Origin of the sequence: Streptomyces akebiae (assembly GCF_019599145.1) — a bacterium.
In the GTDB taxonomy this organism is placed as follows: domain Bacteria; phylum Actinomycetota; class Actinomycetes; order Streptomycetales; family Streptomycetaceae; genus Streptomyces; species Streptomyces akebiae.
In genome coordinates this window covers 2,750,151-2,767,167 of record NZ_CP080647.1, presented here as the reverse complement: position 1 = coordinate 2,767,167, position 17,017 = coordinate 2,750,151, and the positions used below count along the sequence as shown (strand labels likewise).

Sequence of the window (17,017 nt, the reverse complement as noted above, 5' to 3'; positions counted from 1 at the left end):
AGGGCTCCCCGGGCGCTGCCTTAGGCTTACGGAGTGACCAACAGCAGCGACCGGAGTCAGGCAGTGGGCGTCAAGACATACGAAGTGCGTACTTATGGATGTCAGATGAACGTCCATGACTCCGAACGCCTGTCCGGTCTCCTGGAGGACGCCGGATACGTCCGCGCGCCCGAGGACGCGGGCGAGGGCAACGCCGACGTCGTGGTCTTCAACACCTGCGCCGTACGGGAGAACGCCGACAACCGCCTCTACGGCAACCTCGGCCGCCTCGCCCCGATGAAGACCGCCCGCCCCGGCATGCAGATCGCCGTCGGCGGCTGCCTGGCCCAGAAGGACCGGGACACCATCGTCAAGAAGGCGCCCTGGGTGGACGTCGTCTTCGGCACGCACAACATCGGCAAGCTGCCCGTCCTGCTGGAGCGCGCCCGCGTCCAGGACGAGGCCCAGGTCGAGATCGCCGAGTCCCTGGAGGCCTTCCCCTCCACGCTGCCGACCCGCCGGGAGAGCGCCTACGCCGCCTGGGTCTCGATCTCCGTCGGCTGCAACAACACATGCACGTTCTGCATCGTCCCGGCCCTGCGCGGCAAGGAGAAGGACCGCCGTACCGGCGACATCCTCGCCGAGATCGAGGCCCTGGTCGGCGAGGGCGTCTCCGAGATCACCCTGCTCGGCCAGAACGTGAACGCGTACGGCTCCGACATCGGCGACCGCGAGGCGTTCAGCAAGCTGCTGCGGGCCTGCGGGCGGATCGAGGGCCTGGAGCGCGTCCGCTTCACCTCCCCGCACCCCCGCGACTTCACCGACGACGTCATCGCGGCCATGGCCGAGACGCCGAACGTGATGCCGCAGCTGCACATGCCGCTCCAGTCCGGCTCGGACACGGTCCTGAAGGCCATGCGCCGCTCGTACCGCCAGGAGCGCTACCTGGGGATCATCGAGAAGGTCCGCGCGTCCATCCCGCACGCGGCCATCACCACCGACATCATCGTGGGCTTCCCCGGCGAGACCGAGGAGGACTTCGAGCAGACCATGCACGTGGTCCGCGAGGCCCGCTTCACGCAGGCGTTCACCTTCCAGTACTCCAAGCGGCCCGGCACGCCCGCCGCCACCATGGAGGACCAGATCCCCAAGGAGGTCGTCCAGAAGCGCTACGAGCGCCTGGTCGCCCTCCAGGAGGAGATCTCCTGGGAGGAGAACAAGAAGCAGGTCGGCCGCACCCTGGAGCTGATGGTCGCCGAGGGCGAGGGCCGCAAGGACGGGGCCACGCACCGGCTCTCCGGCCGTGCCCCCGACAACCGTCTCGTCCACTTCACCAAGCCGGACCAGCAGGTCCGCCCCGGCGACGTGGTGACGGTCGAGATCACCTACGCCGCGCCGCACCACCTGCTGGCGGAGGGCACGGTCCTGGACGTAAGGCGGACCCGGTCGGGCGACGCCTGGGAGAAGCGGAACGCCGCGCCCGCGGAGAAGCCGGGGGTGATGCTGGGGCTGCCGAAGATCGGGGTCCCGGAGCCGCTGCCGACGGTTACCACCGGTGGGTGCGGGGCCGTTCAGTAGCGGGTTCGGCTCGGTCTTGACGGTTGCTCGCGGGCTGCCGGTGCGTGGGGGGAGTTCGCGCAGTTCCCCGCGCTCCTGAAGGGCGCGTGCGTCACCCCCGCTCCCGGAAGTTACCCTGCGCATCATGCTTGTCGCCGCCGCCGTCTGCCCCTGCCCGCCCCTGCTCGTGCCCGAGGTCGCCGGCGGTGCCGCGGCCGAGCTGGACACGGCGCGGGACGCGTGCGCGGACGCGCTCGGAGTGCTCGCCGCCGCCCGGCCCGACCGGCTGGTGGTCGTGGGTCCCGCCGGACGCGACGCGTCGTATCCGGAAGGCTCCGGGGGCTCGTTCCGGGGCTTCGGCGTGGACCTCGACGTCCGCCTCGGGCGCGGGGGAAAAGGCGATACGGCGGTGCGGCTGCCCGCCTCGCTCGCCGTCGCCGCCTGGCTGCTCGACCGCACCGGCTGGGCCGATGCCCCCATGGAAGGGCTCGGGGTGGCGGAACCGACCACCGTCGAGCGGTGTACCCGAGTAGGACGGCAGGTCGCCGGGGCGGCCGAGCGGGTGGCTCTGCTGGTGATGGGCGACGCGAGCGCGTGCCGCACGCTGAAGGCCCCGGGGTACCTGGACGACCGCGCGGCCGGTTTCGACGCGCGGGTCGCCCGGGCGCTCGCCGACGCCGACGTCGAGGCTCTGAAGACGCTGGACACCGGACTCGCCCGCGAACTGCAGGCCTCCGGGCGCGCCTCCTGGCAGATCCTCGCGGGCGCCGCGGAGGGTACGGGTCTGCGCGGCACCCTGCTCTACGACGACGCGCCGTACGGCGTGGGCTACCTGGTGGCCGCCTGGTCGTAGACCGGGGCGCCGCGCGATCGGTCGGCCGGATAGGGAGGCCGGACACGGCGGACGGCCGGGAGCGAGACACTCCGCGGCCGTCCGACGATGTGCGTGTTCAGGAAGCGGGAGGCGGAGGTGTGGCGCCGCCGCCCGGCGTCGGCGGCGTGTGACCGCCGTCGTGGTGCGCGAGTCGGTCCATGGCGTGCTTCGCCCTGCCCGTGCCCGACTGGATCTTGTCGCTGTACTTGCCCTTGGTCTTCCGGTCGACCGTGTGGGCGGCCCTGTCGAGACCGTGCTGGATCTTGCCCTCATGCTTCTGAGCGAGGTGCGAGACCTTGTCCTTGGCCGGGGAGAGTCTGGTTTTCAAGTTATCCAGCAGACGCATGATTCACCTTCCCGCGCGGGGCAGTCACTTGCGGGCGTTCTCACTGGACTCGTTGTCCGCCGCCTGATCGGCCGTCTGCTGCTTGGGGATCTCCACGTCGTCCGCCGCGTCGACGGCCTCCGCCACCGGCTCGGTCGCGTCGGCCTCCGCCGCGGCCTCGGACGTGCTCTCGGCCTCCGGCTGGGCGGCCTCGGTGGCTCCCTTCGCCTGGTCCGGCTCCTCCGCCTCCGTCTCGGCGTCCGGCTCGGGCGCCGTCACGGCGGCCTCGTCCGCGTCCTTCGCCTTACGACGGAAAAGTGAAAAAACGCCCATTTCAACCTCAATGCTAATCATGCGGGTTAATTCCCGCGCTCTCCCGGAGCGTCCGATTGCGTCATCCGGGTCGCCGGCACTCGAAACCGGCGCTGCGCACACGCAACACGCAACGACTCCGGCTCCCCCGCGTCACGTAGCTCGTTCGAGAACGGGCCCCGACATTTGCGAGACTGGGGCAGTGAGTAACGCAGTTCCCCCTCCACGGGTCATCGCCGTCGTCGGACCGACCGCGGCCGGAAAGTCCGATCTGGGCGTCTTTCTGGCTCAGCGCCTCGGCGGCGAGGTCGTCAACGCCGACTCCATGCAGCTCTACCGGGGCATGGACATCGGCACCGCCAAGCTGACCCCCGAGGAGCGCGACGGAGTCCCGCACCACCTCCTGGACATCTGGGACGTCACGGCCGCCGCCAGCGTCGCCGAGTACCAGCGGCTCGCCCGCGCCCGCATCGACGCCCTGCTCGCCGAGGGTCGCTGGCCGATCCTGGTGGGCGGATCCGGGCTGTACGTCAGGGGAGCCGTCGACAACCTGAAGTTCCCCGGGACGGACCCCGAGATCCGCGCCCGCCTGGAGGAGGAGCTGACCCTGCGCGGCTCCGGCGCGCTGCACGCCCGGCTCGCCGCAGCCGACCCCGAGGCCGGCCAGGCGATCCTGCCCAGCAACGGCCGCCGCATCGTCCGAGCCCTCGAAGTGATCGAGATCACCGGAAAGCCGTTCACGGCGAACCTGCCGGGCCATGACGCGGTCTACGACACCGTCCAGATCGGCGTCGACGTGGCGCGGCCCGAACTCGACGAGCGCATCGCCCGCCGGGTCGACCGCATGTGGGACGCCGGACTGGTCGAAGAAGTGCGCGCACTGGAGGCGCAGGGGTTGCGCAAGGGGCGTACGGCTTCACGCGCGCTCGGCTATCAGCAGGTTCTCGCGGCACTCGCCGGGCAGTGCACCATGGACGAGGCGCGTGCCGAGACCGTGCGTGCCACCAAGCGCTTCGCGCGCCGTCAGGATTCATGGTTCAGGCGTGACCCCCGGGTGCATTGGCTCAAGGGGGGTCTCGCCGACCTGACGGAACTCCCGCAGCTCGCACTGGCGTTGGTCGAACGACCGGTCACAGCCTGATCACGTCATGGCATCGGGTCGCCCCGGCGGTCATCCCGGCCTCCGGGGGCGTGCCATCATCGAGCTTCGATCGACCAAGTGGAGTCCGAGTTGGGAGGGCGCGTGGCGATGGAGGCCGGCCCTCGCGACACCGCACAAAGCATGGAGCAGGGCACCGCGGAGGACGCGGACCAGCTGGTTACCGAGGGGTACGCACTGGATTCCGAAGGTGATCCGCTGAGCCCGGACGGCCCGGAGGACCAGACCCCCGACGGCGTCAGCGACGACGGACCGGAACCGGACGAGATGTCCGGGCCGGAGGTCGAGGTCGAGCTGCGTCCCCAGCGCAGGCTGCGGCTCTGGCAGCTCGCGCCGATCGTGGGCCTCGCCGCCGTCGGCTCCCTGATGTTCGCCTTCCCACTCGCCTTCGAGTTCGGGGACGGCGGCGCCGTGGTCGCCATGCTCGGTCTGCTGATCTGCGCCACCGCGGCCGGCTGGGGCATGATGGCCGCCCGCCGGGTCGGTTACACGTGGCCCGGCCTGCCCGCCCGCGGCTCCGGCCGCCGCCCGGACTGGCGCCTGGTCCTCGCCTACGCCCTGGTCGTGGCCGCGGTGGCCTTCCTGGCCGTCTGGCGGGTGGCGCGGCTCCGTTAGAGCGGCCGCGTACGATCGAGGAATGAGCACGCGGATCGCCTTCCTCAAGGGGCACGGGACCGAGAACGACTTCGTGATCGTCCCGGACCCCGAGAACGCCATCGACCTCCCCCCGGCCGCCGTCGCCGCCCTGTGCGACCGCCGCGCGGGCATCGGTGGTGACGGCGTGCTGCACGTCGTCCGCTCCGCCGCGCACCCCGAGGCGAAGGCGCTGGCGGCCGAGGCCGAGTGGTTCATGGACTACCGCAACGGTGACGGCTCGATCGCGGAGATGTGCGGAAACGGCGTCCGGGTCTTCGCGCGCTACCTCCTGCACGCCGGGCACGTCACCGAGGGCGACCTCGCCGTCGCCACGCGCGGTGGCGTGAAGAAGGTCCACATCGACAAGGACGGTGACGTCACCGTCGCCATGGGCAGCGCCCGCCTCCCCGAGGGGGACGTGACGGTGAGCGTCGGCGAGCACAGCTGGCCCGCGCGCAACGTGAACATGGGCAACCCGCACGCGGTGGCGTTCGTCGACGACCTCGCGGACGCCGGCGATCTCCTCTCGGCACCCCCCTTCAGTCCCGCCTCCGCCTACCCGCACGGCGTGAACGTCGAGTTCGTGGTCGACCGGGGTCCCCGTCATGTGGCGATGCGCGTCCACGAACGCGGCTCCGGCGAGACCCGCTCCTGCGGCACCGGCGCGTGCGCCGTCGCCGTGGCCGCCGCCCGGCGCGACGGCGCCGACCCGGCGGTCACCGGCACCCCCGCGACCTACACCGTCGACGTGCCCGGCGGCACACTGGTGATCACCGAACGGCCCGACGGCGAGATCGAGATGACAGGCCCCGCGGTGATCGTCGCCGAGGGCGAGATCGATGCCAAGTGGCTGGAAAACGCGGGGCGTTGAGGTGTGGTAGGGCTGGGGATGGTGGCGTCCGCTGCGCTGACGCCAGGGAGATCCAAGCCCATCATGTGTTCAGGGGTGCGAATCCATGGCGCACCCGGGGTGGGGTGGCCCGAAATCGTAAACCTCGGAACCTTCGCTCGAATGGGTGATCCGTTTCACGCTCGGCGAGAGGCGGTCGGACGGGCGTGATGGGCTCGGTAGCATCAAGCACCGGCACGGACGGGGGAACGACACGGTCCCCTGAGCCGCCGCACGCCCTGGGGCACCCGTCCGCCGGTCCACGCAGCCGGAGGTGCCCATGAGCGCGGAGGCCACGAACCCCGCCGTATCGCCCGCCCCTGCGCCGCAACCAGCGCACCGCAGGAAGGGCCGACCTCGTATCGACCTGCGCCGTCTGGGCCGCGCCGCACTCCTGGGCCCGACGACCCGCGACCGGCTGCCCGACGCGATCAGCCACGTCGCCGAGGCGCACCGCGCCCACCACCCCGACGCCGACCTGGAGCCGTTGCGCCGGGCGTACGTCCTCGCCGAGTCCTCGCACCGCGGTCAGATGCGCAAGAGCGGTGAGCCGTACATCACCCACCCGCTCGCCGTGACGCTGATCCTCGCCGAACTGGGCGCGGAGACCACGACTCTGACGGCCTCTCTGCTCCACGACACCGTCGAGGACACCGATGTGACCCTCGATCAGGTGCGCGAGGAGTTCGGCGCGGAGGTGTGCTTCATCGTCGACGGCGTCACCAAGCTGGAGAAGGTCGACTACGGCGCCGCCGCCGAACCCGAGACCTTCCGCAAGATGCTCGTCGCCACGGGCAACGACGTCCGCGTGATGTCGATCAAACTCGCCGACCGGCTGCACAACATGCGCACCCTCGGCGTGATGCGCCCCGAGAAGCAGGAACGCATCGCCAAGGTCACCCGGGACGTCCTGATCCCGCTCGCCGAACGACTCGGCGTGCAGGCGCTCAAGACGGAGCTGGAGGACCTCGTCTTCGCGATCCTCCACCCCGAGGAGTACGCCCTCACCCGCCAACTCATCGCGGACAACGCCGCACAGGACCGCGACCCGCTCGCCGAGATCGCCGACGAGGTACGCGGCGTCCTGCGCGAGGCGGGCATCCAGGCCGAAGTCCTCATCAGGCCACGCCACTTCGTCTCCCTGCACCGCGTCTCCAGAAAACGCGGACGGCTGCGCGGCACCGACTTCGGCCGGATCCTGGTCCTCGTCGGCGAGGACGCCGACTGCTACGCCGTCCTCGGCGAGCTGCACACCTGCCTCACCCCGGTGGTCTCGGAGTTCAAGGACTTCATCGCCGTACCGAAGTTCAACCTGTACCAGTCGCTGCACACCGCCGTCGCGCGCGGCGACGGCCAGGTCGCCGAAGTCCTCATCCGCACCCACCAGATGCACAAGGCCGCCGAGGCCGGCGTGGTCGCGCTCGGCAATCCGTACGCCACTCCCGCGGAAGAACAGCCCGACGGTCGGCGGACCGACGGCGAGGGCGAGCGCATCGACCCCACCCGACCCGGCTGGCTCTCCCGGCTCCTCGACTGGCAGGAGGCGGCACCGGACGCGGACATGTTCTGGTCGACCCTGCGCGAGGACCTCGCCCAGGACCGGGAGATCACCGTGTTCCGGCCCGACGGGGGCACGTTGGGGCTCCCCGAGGGCGCCAGTTGCGTGGACGCGGCGTACGCGCAGTACGGCGAGGACGCCCACGCCTGTATCGGCGCCCGCGTCAACGGCCGTCTGGCGACGCTCAGCACGGTCCTGAAGGACGGCGACACCGTCCAGCTCCTGATGGGCCAGGACCCGGCCTCCGAGCCCTCCAGGGAGTGGCTGGAGCACGCCCACACGCCTGCCGCGCGCATCGCCATCCAGCGCTGGCTCGCCACCCACCCGTCGCCCGCCGCCGACGAGCACGAGGAGCACGACGACGGCCGCAAGGACAAGGGGCCCGCCCTCCGCCCCGCCCTCGACGAGCCCGCCGCCGGCTCCGACTCCGTCGGCGCCGTGGTCGTCGTCGACAGGCCCGAGGCGACCGTCCGTCTCGCCGGCTGTTGCACGCCCGTACCGCCCGACGAGGTCACCGGGTTCGCCGTGCGCGGGGGAGTGGTGACCGTGCACCGTGTCCCGTGCGCCGCCGTGACACGGATGAAGGGCCTGGGGCGCCCGGAGATCGAAGTGCGCTGGGGCGACACCACCGAGTTCCGGGTCACCCTGGTCGCCGAGTCCTTCCAGCGCCCCCACCTGCTGGCCGACCTCACCGAGGCCATCGCCCTCGAAGGCGTCGACATCGTCACCGCCACCGTCGAGCCCCCGACCCAGCAGCGCGTCCGCCACACCTACACACTGCAACTCCCGGACGCCGCGCACCTCCCGGCCCTGATGCGCGCGATGCGCAACGTGCCCGGCGTGTACGACGTGGGCCGGGCCCAGCACCAGGCGGTCGCCGCGTACTGAGCCGACGTACCGAGCCGATGTACTGCACCGACGTACTGAGCCGACCGGGACGGGCGGGCCGGCTCGGCGGACGGTGGCCGCTCGTTCGGGTGGGCCCGCCGCGCGTCGGCCGCGCGGAGCGGGAGCGCGCTGGTAGCGGTGGTCCATGCCGCTCACCTCACGCCCCAGGAGCCGCCGCGTCCAGGCCGCGCTGCTCGCCTCCGCCGTCTCCGTCTGCCTGATCGCCGCGAGCGCCCCGTCACCCGCCGTCCCGCTGGGCGTCGGCGACCGGCTCTTCCCGCACCTCGGCAACCCGGGATACGACGTGCAGTCGTACGACCTCGACTTCACCTACCCCGGTAGCAACCGCGAGCCGCTCACCGCCGTCACCACCATCGACGCCCGGACGACCTCCCCGCTGGAGCGGATCAACCTCGACTTCGCCCACGGCAAGGTCGACTCCGTCGAGGTGGACGGGGCGCGTGCCGCCTTCACCGGCGCCGGGGAGGACCTGGTGATCACACCCCGGGCGCCGCTCCCCGAGGGGAGCAGGACGCGCATCACCGTGCGGCACACCAGCGACCCGGTCTACACGGGCGAGGTGGAGGGCGGCTGGGTACGGACCGCCGACGGACTCGCGATGGCCAACCAGGCGGACGCGGCGCACGTCGTGTTCCCCTGCAACGACCACCCGTCCGACAAGGCCATGTTCACCGTCCGCGTCACCGTCCCCGACGGCTACACGGCCGTCTCCAACGGTCTCGCCACCGGCACGGACCGCGCCTCCGGCACCACCACCTGGACCTACCGCACCCAGCACCCCATGGCCACCGAACTGGCCCAGATCTCCATCGGCCGCTCCGCCGTCGTGCACCGGACCGGACCGCACCGCCTGCCCGTACGCGACGTGGTCCCCGCCAAGGACCGGGAGAAGCTCGAACCGTGGCTCGCGAAGACCCCCGCCCAGATCGAGTGGATGGAGCGCAAGGTCGGCCGCTACCCGTTCGAGACGTACGGCGTGCTGATCGCCGAGGCACAGACCGGGTTCGAGCTGGAGACCCAGACGCTCTCGCTCTTCGAGAGGGCGCTGTTCGTCCGGCCCGAGTACCCCAAGTGGTACGTCGAGTCGATCATGGTCCATGAGCTCGCCCACCAGTGGTTCGGCAACAGCGTCAGCCCCCGGACCTGGTCCGACCTGTGGCTCAACGAAGGACATGCCACCTGGTACGAGGCCCTGTACGCCGAGGAGACCGCGGGCCGGACGGTGGCGGCGCGCATGAAGGCCGCGTACGGCGCCTCCGACCGCTGGCGCGCCGCCGGAGGACCGCCGGCGGCGCCCAAGAAGCCCGGCAACGGTCAGAAGATCGGCATCTTCCGGGCGAACGTCTACGACGGCGCCGCCCTCTTCCTCTACGCCCTGCGCCAGGAGATCGGCGCCCCCGCCTTCGCCCTGCTGCAGCGGGCCTGGGTCACCGTCCACCGGGACGGCGTCGCGTCCACCGCCGACTTCCAGGAACTCGCCTCGCGGATCGCCGGACGGGACCTGGGCGACTTCTTCCACGCCTGGCTGTACGAGGTGAGGACACCGCCCATGCCGGGCCACCCCGACTGGAAGTCGGCACCGGTGGAGGCCTCGGCCGAGCGATGACCGTGATCCGCACGGGTGTGACCCCCGTGCGGACGGGAAATAACCCGGTGAAGAGACGGGGCGTACCGTGCGACCATCTTCGGGTCGACGACGGCACCTCCCGGGAATCCCCGGGAAGCCCCGGACGTTGTCACCGGTGACGGGTCGGGATCCGTGAAGATCCGTCGCCTTCGCTATCCCCCATCGACGTAAGGACCCAATGACCTCCTCTTCTTCCCCTTCCCAGGCCGCACAGCGCGCCTTCGCGCAGAACAACCCCGAAGGTCTTCGGGCCGATGCCCTGATGGAAGAGGACGTCGCCTGGAGCTTCGAGATCGACGGAGAGCGGGACGGCGACCAGTTCGACCGCTCCGACCGCGCGGCCCTGCGCCGTGTCGCGGGCCTCTCCACCGAGCTCGAGGACGTCACCGAGGTCGAGTACCGACAGCTCCGCCTGGAGCGCGTCGTACTCGTCGGTGTCTGGACCACGGGAACCTCGCGGGACGCGGAAAACTCGCTGGCCGAGCTGGCCGCCCTCGCGGAGACCGCCGGCGCGCTCGTGCTCGACGGCGTGATCCAGCGTCGCGACAAGCCCGACGCGGCCACCTACATCGGCTCCGGCAAGGCCAACGAGCTGCGGGACATCGTCCTCGACTCGGGCGCGGACACGGTCATCTGCGACGGTGAGCTGAGCCCGGGGCAGCTCATCCACCTCGAAGACGTCGTCAAGGTCAAGGTCATCGACCGTACGGCCCTGATCCTCGACATCTTCGCCCAGCACGCCAAGTCCCGAGAGGGCAAGGCACAGGTCGCGCTCGCGCAGATGCAGTACATGCTGCCGAGGCTGCGAGGCTGGGGTCAGTCGTTGTCCCGCCAGATGGGCGGCGGCAAGGGCGGCGGCCTCGCCACCCGTGGTCCCGGTGAGACCAAGATCGAGACGGACCGGCGTCGGATCCGCGAGAAGATGGCGAAGATGCGCCGGGAGATCGCGGAGATGAAGACCGGCCGCGAGATCAAGCGCCAGGAGCGCCGCAGGAACAAGGTGCCTTCGGTCGCCATCGCCGGTTACACCAACGCGGGCAAGTCCTCCCTGCTCAACCGGCTCACGGGCGCGGGCGTCCTGGTCGAGAACGCCCTGTTCGCGACCCTCGACCCGACCGTGCGCCGGGCCGAGACCCCGAGCGGGCGGCTGTACACGCTGGCGGACACCGTCGGCTTCGTACGCCACCTGCCGCACCACCTGGTCGAGGCGTTCCGTTCCACGATGGAGGAGGTCGGCGACTCCGACCTGATCCTGCACGTGGTCGACGGTTCGCACCCCGACCCGGAGGAGCAGCTGGCCGCCGTGCGCGAGGTCATCCGTGACGTGGGCGCCACGAACGTGCCCGAGATCGTGGTGATCAACAAGGCGGACGCGGCCGACCCGCTGACGCTCCAGCGGCTGATGCGGATCGAGAAGCGCTCCATCGCGGTCTCGGCCCGCTCCGGCCAGGGCATCGAGGAACTGCTCGCCCTGATCGACGACGAACTGCCGCGCCCCTCGGTCGAGATCGTGGCGCTCGTGCCGTACACCCACGGCAAGCTCGTCGCCCGCGCCCACACCGAGGGCGAGGTGATCTCCGAGGAGCACACCCCGGAGGGCACGCTGCTCAAGGCCCGGGTGCACGAGGAACTGGCGGCCGACCTGACACCGTACGTCCCGACGGCCACGACGGCCTGACCATCCGGTCGGGCCTGATCGTCCGGTCGGGCCTGATCGTCCGGTCGGGCCGCGCGGCCCGGCTGTGCCGGCCCTCCAGACGTACCCGAAGGCCCGTCCCTCCACCGAGGGGCGGGCCTTCGGTATGTGCGGAGGCAGCGGCCGCTTGATGCCCCCTGATCGAGGACTGTGCCCCCGCGCCCGGCGCCCCCTGGGAGAGTCATGGTGCCGGCTCGGTCGACGCTGTCCTGCTGCAGATTCCGGCTTCAGATTCCGGTTGACCAGCACGCTCACCGCCGGCGAGGGCGGGTGCGTGGCCACCGCGGATGCCCTGCTCGCGGCCCGCCTGTCCAGCCTCCGCGACGGCGGACGCGCACCGCCGAGTTGGCTGCAACCTGGCAGTCGCCCCCGCCTCACTGAGCCACGTGTCCCGGTCCCAGTTCTTCCAGCCGCCGTTCTTCCAGTCACCGATGTCCACACCGTGCTCCTCGAGCTTGTCGGCGAGGACGTCGGGAATGCCATCACCGTCTCGGTCGGCGGTGCGGGACGAGGTGGCGCCGGGGTCGTCCCCGGCGCCGCGGTCGTCCGACGCACAGGCGGTCGCGGTCAGCGCGAGAGCCGCGACGAGTCCGGTGACGGCGAGCCGGTGGTACCGCCGATGTGGGAAACGCATGGTTCTCGACCCCCGTCGGAACTATCCGTGTGTCACGCCCACTATGCGGGGGCGCCGGGGGACGGACGGAGGGCGCGCGACAGGAATTTCCGCGCGCCGCCCCACCTCCGCCCCTTTCCCGGGGCGGCACCACCTGGTCAGCCGGGGGTGGATGAGCCGAGCCTCACTTGGTCAGCCGGGCGTCACTGCGACGCGAACTTGTCGCTCACCGCCTGGTACACGCCCTCGGCCTCCTCGCCCAGTCGCGGCCCGGCCAGCCAACCGGCGCTCACCGGGCCGATGGAGGTGTTGGACACCAGCGCGGGCTCACCGTCCGAACCGGTCGCCACCCAGCCACCACCGGACGAGCCGCCGGTCATCGAGCAGCCGATGCGGTACATCGTCGGGTCGGACTCGACGAGCGAGAACCGCCCCGGCTTGTCCGTGCACTGGTACATCGTCTCGCCGTCGTACGGAGCCCCGGCGGGGTAGCCGGTCGCGGTGATGCTCTCCACCTGCTGCACGGCAGGCGCGTCGAAGTCCACCGGCAGCGCCGAACCGACCATCTCCTCCAGTGACTTGCCCCCGCTGCCCTCCTCCGGCGTCACATGGATCACCGCGAAGTCGTACGGCGCCCCGTCACCGCCCGTCTGACCACCCTGCTCGATCCACTGGTCCGAGGTCTGGGCCCAGTCACCCCACCAGACGCCGTACGGAGCGACCTCCTCCTTGGTGGCCGTCTTCAGTTCCGACGCCGCCATGGCACTGTCGTTGTACGAGGGCACGAAGGCGATGTTCCGGTACCAGCCGCCCGACTTGCCGGCGTGCACACAGTGACCGGCCGTCCAGACGAGGTTGGACTTGCCCGGGTTGGCCGGGTCCTGCACGACCGTCGCCGAGCAGACCATCGTGCCCTCGGGCGCGTCGAAGAACACCTTGCCCGCCTCAGGCACGTTCGCGTGGTATTGCGCCGACACCGCCTTCGCGTCGATGGACTCCGGCGTCGGGTCGGTCACGCCCTGGTCACCGGTGAGGTCGCCCTCGTCGACCTCCTTCTCCGGCTCCTCGGCGTCCCGCATCCGGTCCGGGTCCCACAGGTCCTTGATGATCGGGTTGACGTAGTCCTCGGCCTCGCGCAGCCAGTCGTCCTTGTCCCAGTTCTTCCAGGCCCCGCCCCGCCACTTGTCGAGGTCGATCCCGTGTTCCTTGAGCTTGTCCTTGATGTCGTCCGTGATCTGGATCTTGCCGTCGCCCCCGCTGCCGCTGCCCTGCGCGGACGCCGACGCCTCGGCGTTCGCCGCCGTGTCACCCGAGCCGCACGCGGTCGCGGTCAACGACAGAACCGTGGCAAGGCCGACCGCGGCCAGAACGGGGGAGGTTCTGCGGCGCGTGCTCCTCCCACGACGAGCGGCCAAGAGCGGTCGTATGGGTCGCATGGTGTGAACTCCCCCTGGGGCGTAAGAGAAATCTGTGGTGCCGAAGCGGACAGCGCACGACTCCTCCGTGCGCCGGCCGCCTCCTTGTACGTAGCCGACACGGCATTCGCGCGGCTCCGCACATCTGTTTCTTCGCACGTAGTGCGTACGTAGTCGTCGTCCGCGCGGCTTGGTGCCATCCACCGAGCCGCTTCCTTCGGAACGGCACCACACACTATGCGGTCGTTGTGGGGGACATCCGATGGAACGGCAACGGTTTGGCTACGAGCCGACCGACCAGGCAATCGTCCAGGTAGGCCTCGCGCGGAAGGCACCGGCGACAGTTGATCAAGCCCTCGAACCGGTAACAGCGCCCCCTTTCGCTGCTGTTGCTGAGGCAACCGACCGGCCGAACCAAATGCCCTTTCTCCTACGGCAGTTGATCGACTGAGCCTAGGTTGGGGGTGAAACCCGCCGCTCATGTTTCGAAGGAGACCACCCGTATGTCGGACCACTTCCACCAGGACGAAGGTGTCGCCCGCATCAGTCAGATCCGAACGAATGTCTCTCATTCCGCGCGGATCTGGAACTACTGGTTGGGAGGCAAGGACCACTACGAGGTCGACGAGGAGGTCGGCGACCAGATCCTCGGTTTCGTGCCCGAGCTTCCCCGCTCCGCCGTGGCCGACCGCCGCTTCCTGGCCCGCACGGTCCGCTTCCTGGCTGAGGAGGCGGGCATCCGGCAGTTCCTGGACATCGGTACCGGCCTGCCCACCGCGGACAATACCCACGAGGTCGCTCAGCGCGCCGACCCGTCCTGCAGGATCGTCTATGTCGACAACGACCCCATCGTCCTCGCGCACGCCCACGCTCTGCTCAACAGCACCCCCGAGGGTGCCACCGACTACATAGACGCGGACGTCCACGACCCCGACACGATCCTGAGGGGCGCCGCGGTCACCCTGGACTTCGATCAGCCGATCGCGATCACCATGCTGGGCGTCCTGAACTTCGTCATGGACACCGACGAAGCGGTCTCTGTAGTACGGCGGTTGGTGGATGCCGTACCGTCCGGCAGCCACCTCGTGATCTCCCATCCCACCACCGAGATCGACGGCGAAGCGATGACGCAGGCGGTCGACTACTGGAACGGACAGGGCTCGGCGCCGATGACCCTGCGCAGCCACGCCGACCTCGTACGCCTCTTCGGTGACGTCGAGGTCCTGCCCCCGGGCATCGTCTCCTGCTCGCGCTGGCGTCCCGAAACCGACGACGAGGACATTGATGTCACTCACTTCGGCGGCGTCGGGCTGAAGCCGTAACCCGCCCGCAGGGGCCCCGCCGTGGTGGCACGGTCGCCGTGCATCGGGCCGGACCGGCAGCGTTTCTGCCGAGGCACGGATTTTCGTCTCACCCGCTTCCCCGTACCGGTCGCGTCGTTGGTACGTGCGGGGGGACCCGCCGGTGTTCGGTGCCCCCTGTCGACTCGCCTCTGATGAACCGTGGGAGGAAGTGCAGCAGTGGCGGTGACCGAGTCTGCGGTGGCGCCGGTGGGGCGTGAGCCCGAGCGAGCGCGTTCGGGACCCGAGAACGAACGGGCCCGCCCACGACGGGAGCACGACGGGGCCCGTGCGGTGCGGCCGGGGCACGGGGGAATGCCGCGGTCGCAGGCCGTCCGCGATTCGGCGGCACGCACCTACGCGCGCTCCCTGCCCGTCGTACCCGTACGCGCACGGGGGCTGACCATCGAGGACGCAGACGGACGCCGCTACCTCGACTGCCTGTCCGGCGCGGGCACCCTTGCCCTCGGCCACAACCACCCGGTCGTCCTCGAAGCGATCCGCAAGGCGCTCGACTCCGGCGCTCCTGTGCACGTCCTCGACCTGGCCACCCCGGCCAGGGACGCCTTCACCACCGAACTGCTCCGCACCCTGCCGCCAGAGCTCGCGGCCCGCGCCCGTGTCCGGTTCTGTGGCCCCTCCGGCACCGACGCCGTCGAGGCCGCCTGCAAACTGGTCCGGGCCGCGACAGGACACACCGGCATGCTCGCCTTCACCGGCGCCCACGCAGGCCTGACCATGGGAGCCCTCGAAGCGCCCGCAGGCGCCCGCGACATCCGGGCGGCACGCCTGCCCTACCCGCAGGACTACCGCTGCCCGTTCGGTATCGGCGGCGAACGCGGCGCCGAACTCGCCGCCCGCTGGACCGAGTCCGTTCTCGATGACGCCGAGCCCGGAACACCGGTGCCCGCCGGCATGATCCTCGAACCCGTGCAGGGCGAGGGCGGTGTCCTCCCCGCCCCGGACGGCTGGCTGCGCCGCATGCGGTCGATCACCGCCGTCCGCTCGATCCCGCTGATCGTCGACGAGGCCCGGACGGGCGTGGGCCGCACCGGACGTTTCTGGGCCGTCGAGCACAGCGGCGTCGTCCCCGATGTCATGGTCCTGTCCCAGGCCATCGGGGGCAGCCTGCCGCTGGGCGTCGTGGTCCACCGCGATGACCTCGACGTATGGCGGCCCGGCACCCACGCGGGCGCCTTCCGCGGCAACCGACTCGCCATGGCCGCAGGCGCCGCCACGCTCGCCCACGTCCGCGAGAACGGCCTCGCCGAACGCGCCGACGCTCTGGGCGCCCGCATCCTCGCCCAGCTCCGCCCCCTCACCGAGCGCTTCGCCTGCGTCGGGGACGTACGAGGACGAGGGCTGATGATCGGCATCGAAATGGTCACCCCGGACGCGCCACCCGGATCCGACGACATCGGCCCGCCTCCGCCCGCCCCCTCCCTCGCCACGGCCGTGCAGCGCGAGTGCCTCCGCCGAGGCCTGATCGTCGATCTCGGCGGCAGCCACGCCGGCGTCGTACGCCTCCTCCCACCCCTCACGATCACCGACGAGCAGACGAACGCCGTGCTCGACCGCCTGACGGACGCGATCGACTCGGTGGCGGCCACCGCAGCAGCTCGATTCCCGGCGCACCCGGCACGCGTGCGAGGCGGACGCCTGGCACGCGTGCCGGGCGGATGAACAGCCCTCCACCCGAGCAGCCGTCCACCACGCCATCCCCGAACCAGCCAGCCACCCACGGCACCGCCCCACCACCGCCCGGCACGCTCTCCCGAACACCGCACTCCACCGCACCACCGCCCCGCACCCCTCTCGCACCAGCCCCACCCTCGCTCGCCCGCACAGACCCGCGACTGCCCTCCCGCACGAGCAACCTCAGGAACCGCCGTGAACCCGCCGCCCGCCCCCGGGGCCCACACCCACCGCCACGCCCCGGAAGCACCCGCCCTCCAGACCCCTGGCCAGTTGAGTGCTGTATCACCGACTGGCCGGCCCGAACCAGCGCCCGGCCAAGTCGAACCCGGGGAGCGGTGGTCCGGTCCGGTCGAGCAGCAACAGCCCGGGCCCAACCAGGTTCAGCCGGGGACCTGCGTGCCGGGGGCGGGGTTCGTCCTGGTGGAGCCAT

Annotated in this window: 14 protein-coding genes; 10 read left to right on the top strand and 4 right to left on the bottom strand. The window is 71.0% G+C overall.

Annotation, left to right across the window (positions count from 1 at the left end; translation table 11 throughout):
• The first annotated feature begins 33 nt into the window (after positions 1 to 33).
• Together miaB and K1J60_RS11880 are read left to right on the top strand one after the other, a co-directional pair.
• A complete protein-coding gene (gene miaB, locus K1J60_RS11885; protein WP_220646205.1) occupies positions 34 to 1,557 on the top strand; it encodes a tRNA (N6-isopentenyl adenosine(37)-C2)-methylthiotransferase MiaB in 1,524 nt (507 codons plus the stop codon).
• Between the two features lie 124 nt (positions 1,558 to 1,681).
• Complete coding sequence (locus K1J60_RS11880) at positions 1,682 to 2,389, top strand: class III extradiol dioxygenase subunit B-like domain-containing protein (RefSeq protein ID WP_220646204.1); 708 nt, start codon at positions 1,682 to 1,684, stop codon at positions 2,387 to 2,389.
• Between the two features lie 97 nt (positions 2,390 to 2,486).
• On the opposite strand, the gene K1J60_RS11875 is transcribed toward K1J60_RS11880, so the two are convergent.
• Entirely contained in the window at positions 2,487 to 2,756 is a 270-nt protein-coding gene (locus K1J60_RS11875) for an antitoxin (protein WP_220646203.1), read from the bottom strand.
• A 24-nt stretch (positions 2,757 to 2,780) separates the two neighbouring features.
• A complete protein-coding gene (locus K1J60_RS11870) occupies positions 2,781 to 3,068 on the bottom strand; it encodes a hypothetical protein (RefSeq protein ID WP_220646202.1) in 288 nt (95 codons plus the stop codon).
• A 181-nt stretch (positions 3,069 to 3,249) separates the two neighbouring features.
• Between K1J60_RS11870 and miaA the strand changes: the two genes are divergently transcribed.
• From miaA to hflX, 6 genes are all read left to right on the top strand, one after another.
• Positions 3,250 to 4,188 carry a tRNA (adenosine(37)-N6)-dimethylallyltransferase MiaA gene (gene miaA, locus K1J60_RS11865; RefSeq protein WP_220646201.1) on the top strand — a complete coding sequence of 313 codons (939 nt, stop codon included), beginning with the start codon at positions 3,250 to 3,252 and terminating at the stop codon, positions 4,186 to 4,188.
• Positions 4,189 to 4,296: 108 nt separating this feature from the next.
• Positions 4,297 to 4,821, top strand: coding sequence for a hypothetical protein (locus K1J60_RS11860; protein ID WP_398684244.1), 525 nt, complete (start codon positions 4,297 to 4,299; stop codon positions 4,819 to 4,821).
• A gap of 22 nt (positions 4,822 to 4,843) precedes the next feature.
• Positions 4,844 to 5,713 carry a diaminopimelate epimerase gene (gene dapF, locus K1J60_RS11855; RefSeq protein ID WP_220646199.1) on the top strand — a complete coding sequence of 290 codons (870 nt, stop codon included), beginning with the start codon at positions 4,844 to 4,846 and terminating at the stop codon, positions 5,711 to 5,713.
• A 298-nt stretch (positions 5,714 to 6,011) separates the two neighbouring features.
• Complete coding sequence (locus tag K1J60_RS11850; RefSeq protein WP_220646198.1) at positions 6,012 to 8,177, top strand: RelA/SpoT family protein; 2,166 nt, start codon at positions 6,012 to 6,014, stop codon at positions 8,175 to 8,177.
• Between the two features lie 145 nt (positions 8,178 to 8,322).
• Positions 8,323 to 9,804, top strand: coding sequence for a M1 family metallopeptidase (locus tag K1J60_RS11845; RefSeq protein ID WP_220646197.1), 1,482 nt, complete (start codon positions 8,323 to 8,325; stop codon positions 9,802 to 9,804).
• Positions 9,805 to 10,003: 199 nt separating this feature from the next.
• On the top strand, positions 10,004 to 11,503 hold the full coding sequence (gene hflX / locus K1J60_RS11840; RefSeq protein WP_220646196.1) for a GTPase HflX: 1,500 nt from the start codon (positions 10,004 to 10,006) through the stop codon (positions 11,501 to 11,503).
• Between the two features lie 199 nt (positions 11,504 to 11,702).
• On the opposite strand, the gene K1J60_RS11835 is transcribed toward hflX, so the two are convergent.
• On the bottom strand, positions 11,703 to 12,155 hold the full coding sequence (locus K1J60_RS11835; RefSeq protein ID WP_220646195.1) for a hypothetical protein: 453 nt from the start codon (positions 12,153 to 12,155) through the stop codon (positions 11,703 to 11,705).
• 182 nt (positions 12,156 to 12,337) lie between these two features.
• A complete protein-coding gene (locus K1J60_RS11830) occupies positions 12,338 to 13,570 on the bottom strand; it encodes a trypsin-like serine peptidase (protein ID WP_220646194.1) in 1,233 nt (410 codons plus the stop codon).
• 482 nt (positions 13,571 to 14,052) lie between these two features.
• Between K1J60_RS11830 and K1J60_RS11825 the strand changes: the two genes are divergently transcribed.
• Together K1J60_RS11825 and K1J60_RS11820 are read left to right on the top strand one after the other, a co-directional pair.
• On the top strand, positions 14,053 to 14,871 hold the full coding sequence (locus K1J60_RS11825; protein WP_220646193.1) for an SAM-dependent methyltransferase: 819 nt from the start codon (positions 14,053 to 14,055) through the stop codon (positions 14,869 to 14,871).
• A 198-nt stretch (positions 14,872 to 15,069) separates the two neighbouring features.
• The gene (locus K1J60_RS11820; RefSeq protein WP_398683190.1) at positions 15,070 to 16,572 is read left to right on the top strand and encodes a diaminobutyrate--2-oxoglutarate transaminase family protein; all 1,503 of its coding nucleotides are present in this window, start codon (positions 15,070 to 15,072) and stop codon (positions 16,570 to 16,572) included.
• The last annotated feature ends 445 nt before the right edge of the window (positions 16,573 to 17,017 follow it).

Excerpts from the sequence above, each read along its gene's own strand:
- K1J60_RS11880 (WP_220646204.1), top strand. The coding sequence starts at position 1,682 with ATGCTTGTCGCCGCCGCCGTCTGCCCCTGCCCGCCCCTGCTCGTGCCC.
- K1J60_RS11875 (WP_220646203.1), bottom strand. The coding sequence starts at position 2,756 with ATGCGTCTGCTGGATAACTTGAAAACCAGACTCTCCCCGGCCAAGGAC.
- K1J60_RS11870 (WP_220646202.1), bottom strand. The coding sequence starts at position 3,068 with ATGGGCGTTTTTTCACTTTTCCGTCGTAAGGCGAAGGACGCGGACGAG.
- K1J60_RS11860 (WP_398684244.1), top strand. The coding sequence starts at position 4,297 with ATGGAGGCCGGCCCTCGCGACACCGCACAAAGCATGGAGCAGGGCACC.
- dapF (WP_220646199.1), top strand. The coding sequence starts at position 4,844 with ATGAGCACGCGGATCGCCTTCCTCAAGGGGCACGGGACCGAGAACGAC.
- K1J60_RS11850 (WP_220646198.1), top strand. The coding sequence starts at position 6,012 with ATGAGCGCGGAGGCCACGAACCCCGCCGTATCGCCCGCCCCTGCGCCG.
- K1J60_RS11845 (WP_220646197.1), top strand. The coding sequence starts at position 8,323 with ATGCCGCTCACCTCACGCCCCAGGAGCCGCCGCGTCCAGGCCGCGCTG.
- hflX (WP_220646196.1), top strand. The coding sequence starts at position 10,004 with ATGACCTCCTCTTCTTCCCCTTCCCAGGCCGCACAGCGCGCCTTCGCG.
- K1J60_RS11835 (WP_220646195.1), bottom strand. The coding sequence starts at position 12,155 with ATGCGTTTCCCACATCGGCGGTACCACCGGCTCGCCGTCACCGGACTC.
- K1J60_RS11830 (WP_220646194.1), bottom strand. The coding sequence starts at position 13,570 with ATGCGACCCATACGACCGCTCTTGGCCGCTCGTCGTGGGAGGAGCACG.
- K1J60_RS11825 (WP_220646193.1), top strand. The coding sequence starts at position 14,053 with ATGTCGGACCACTTCCACCAGGACGAAGGTGTCGCCCGCATCAGTCAG.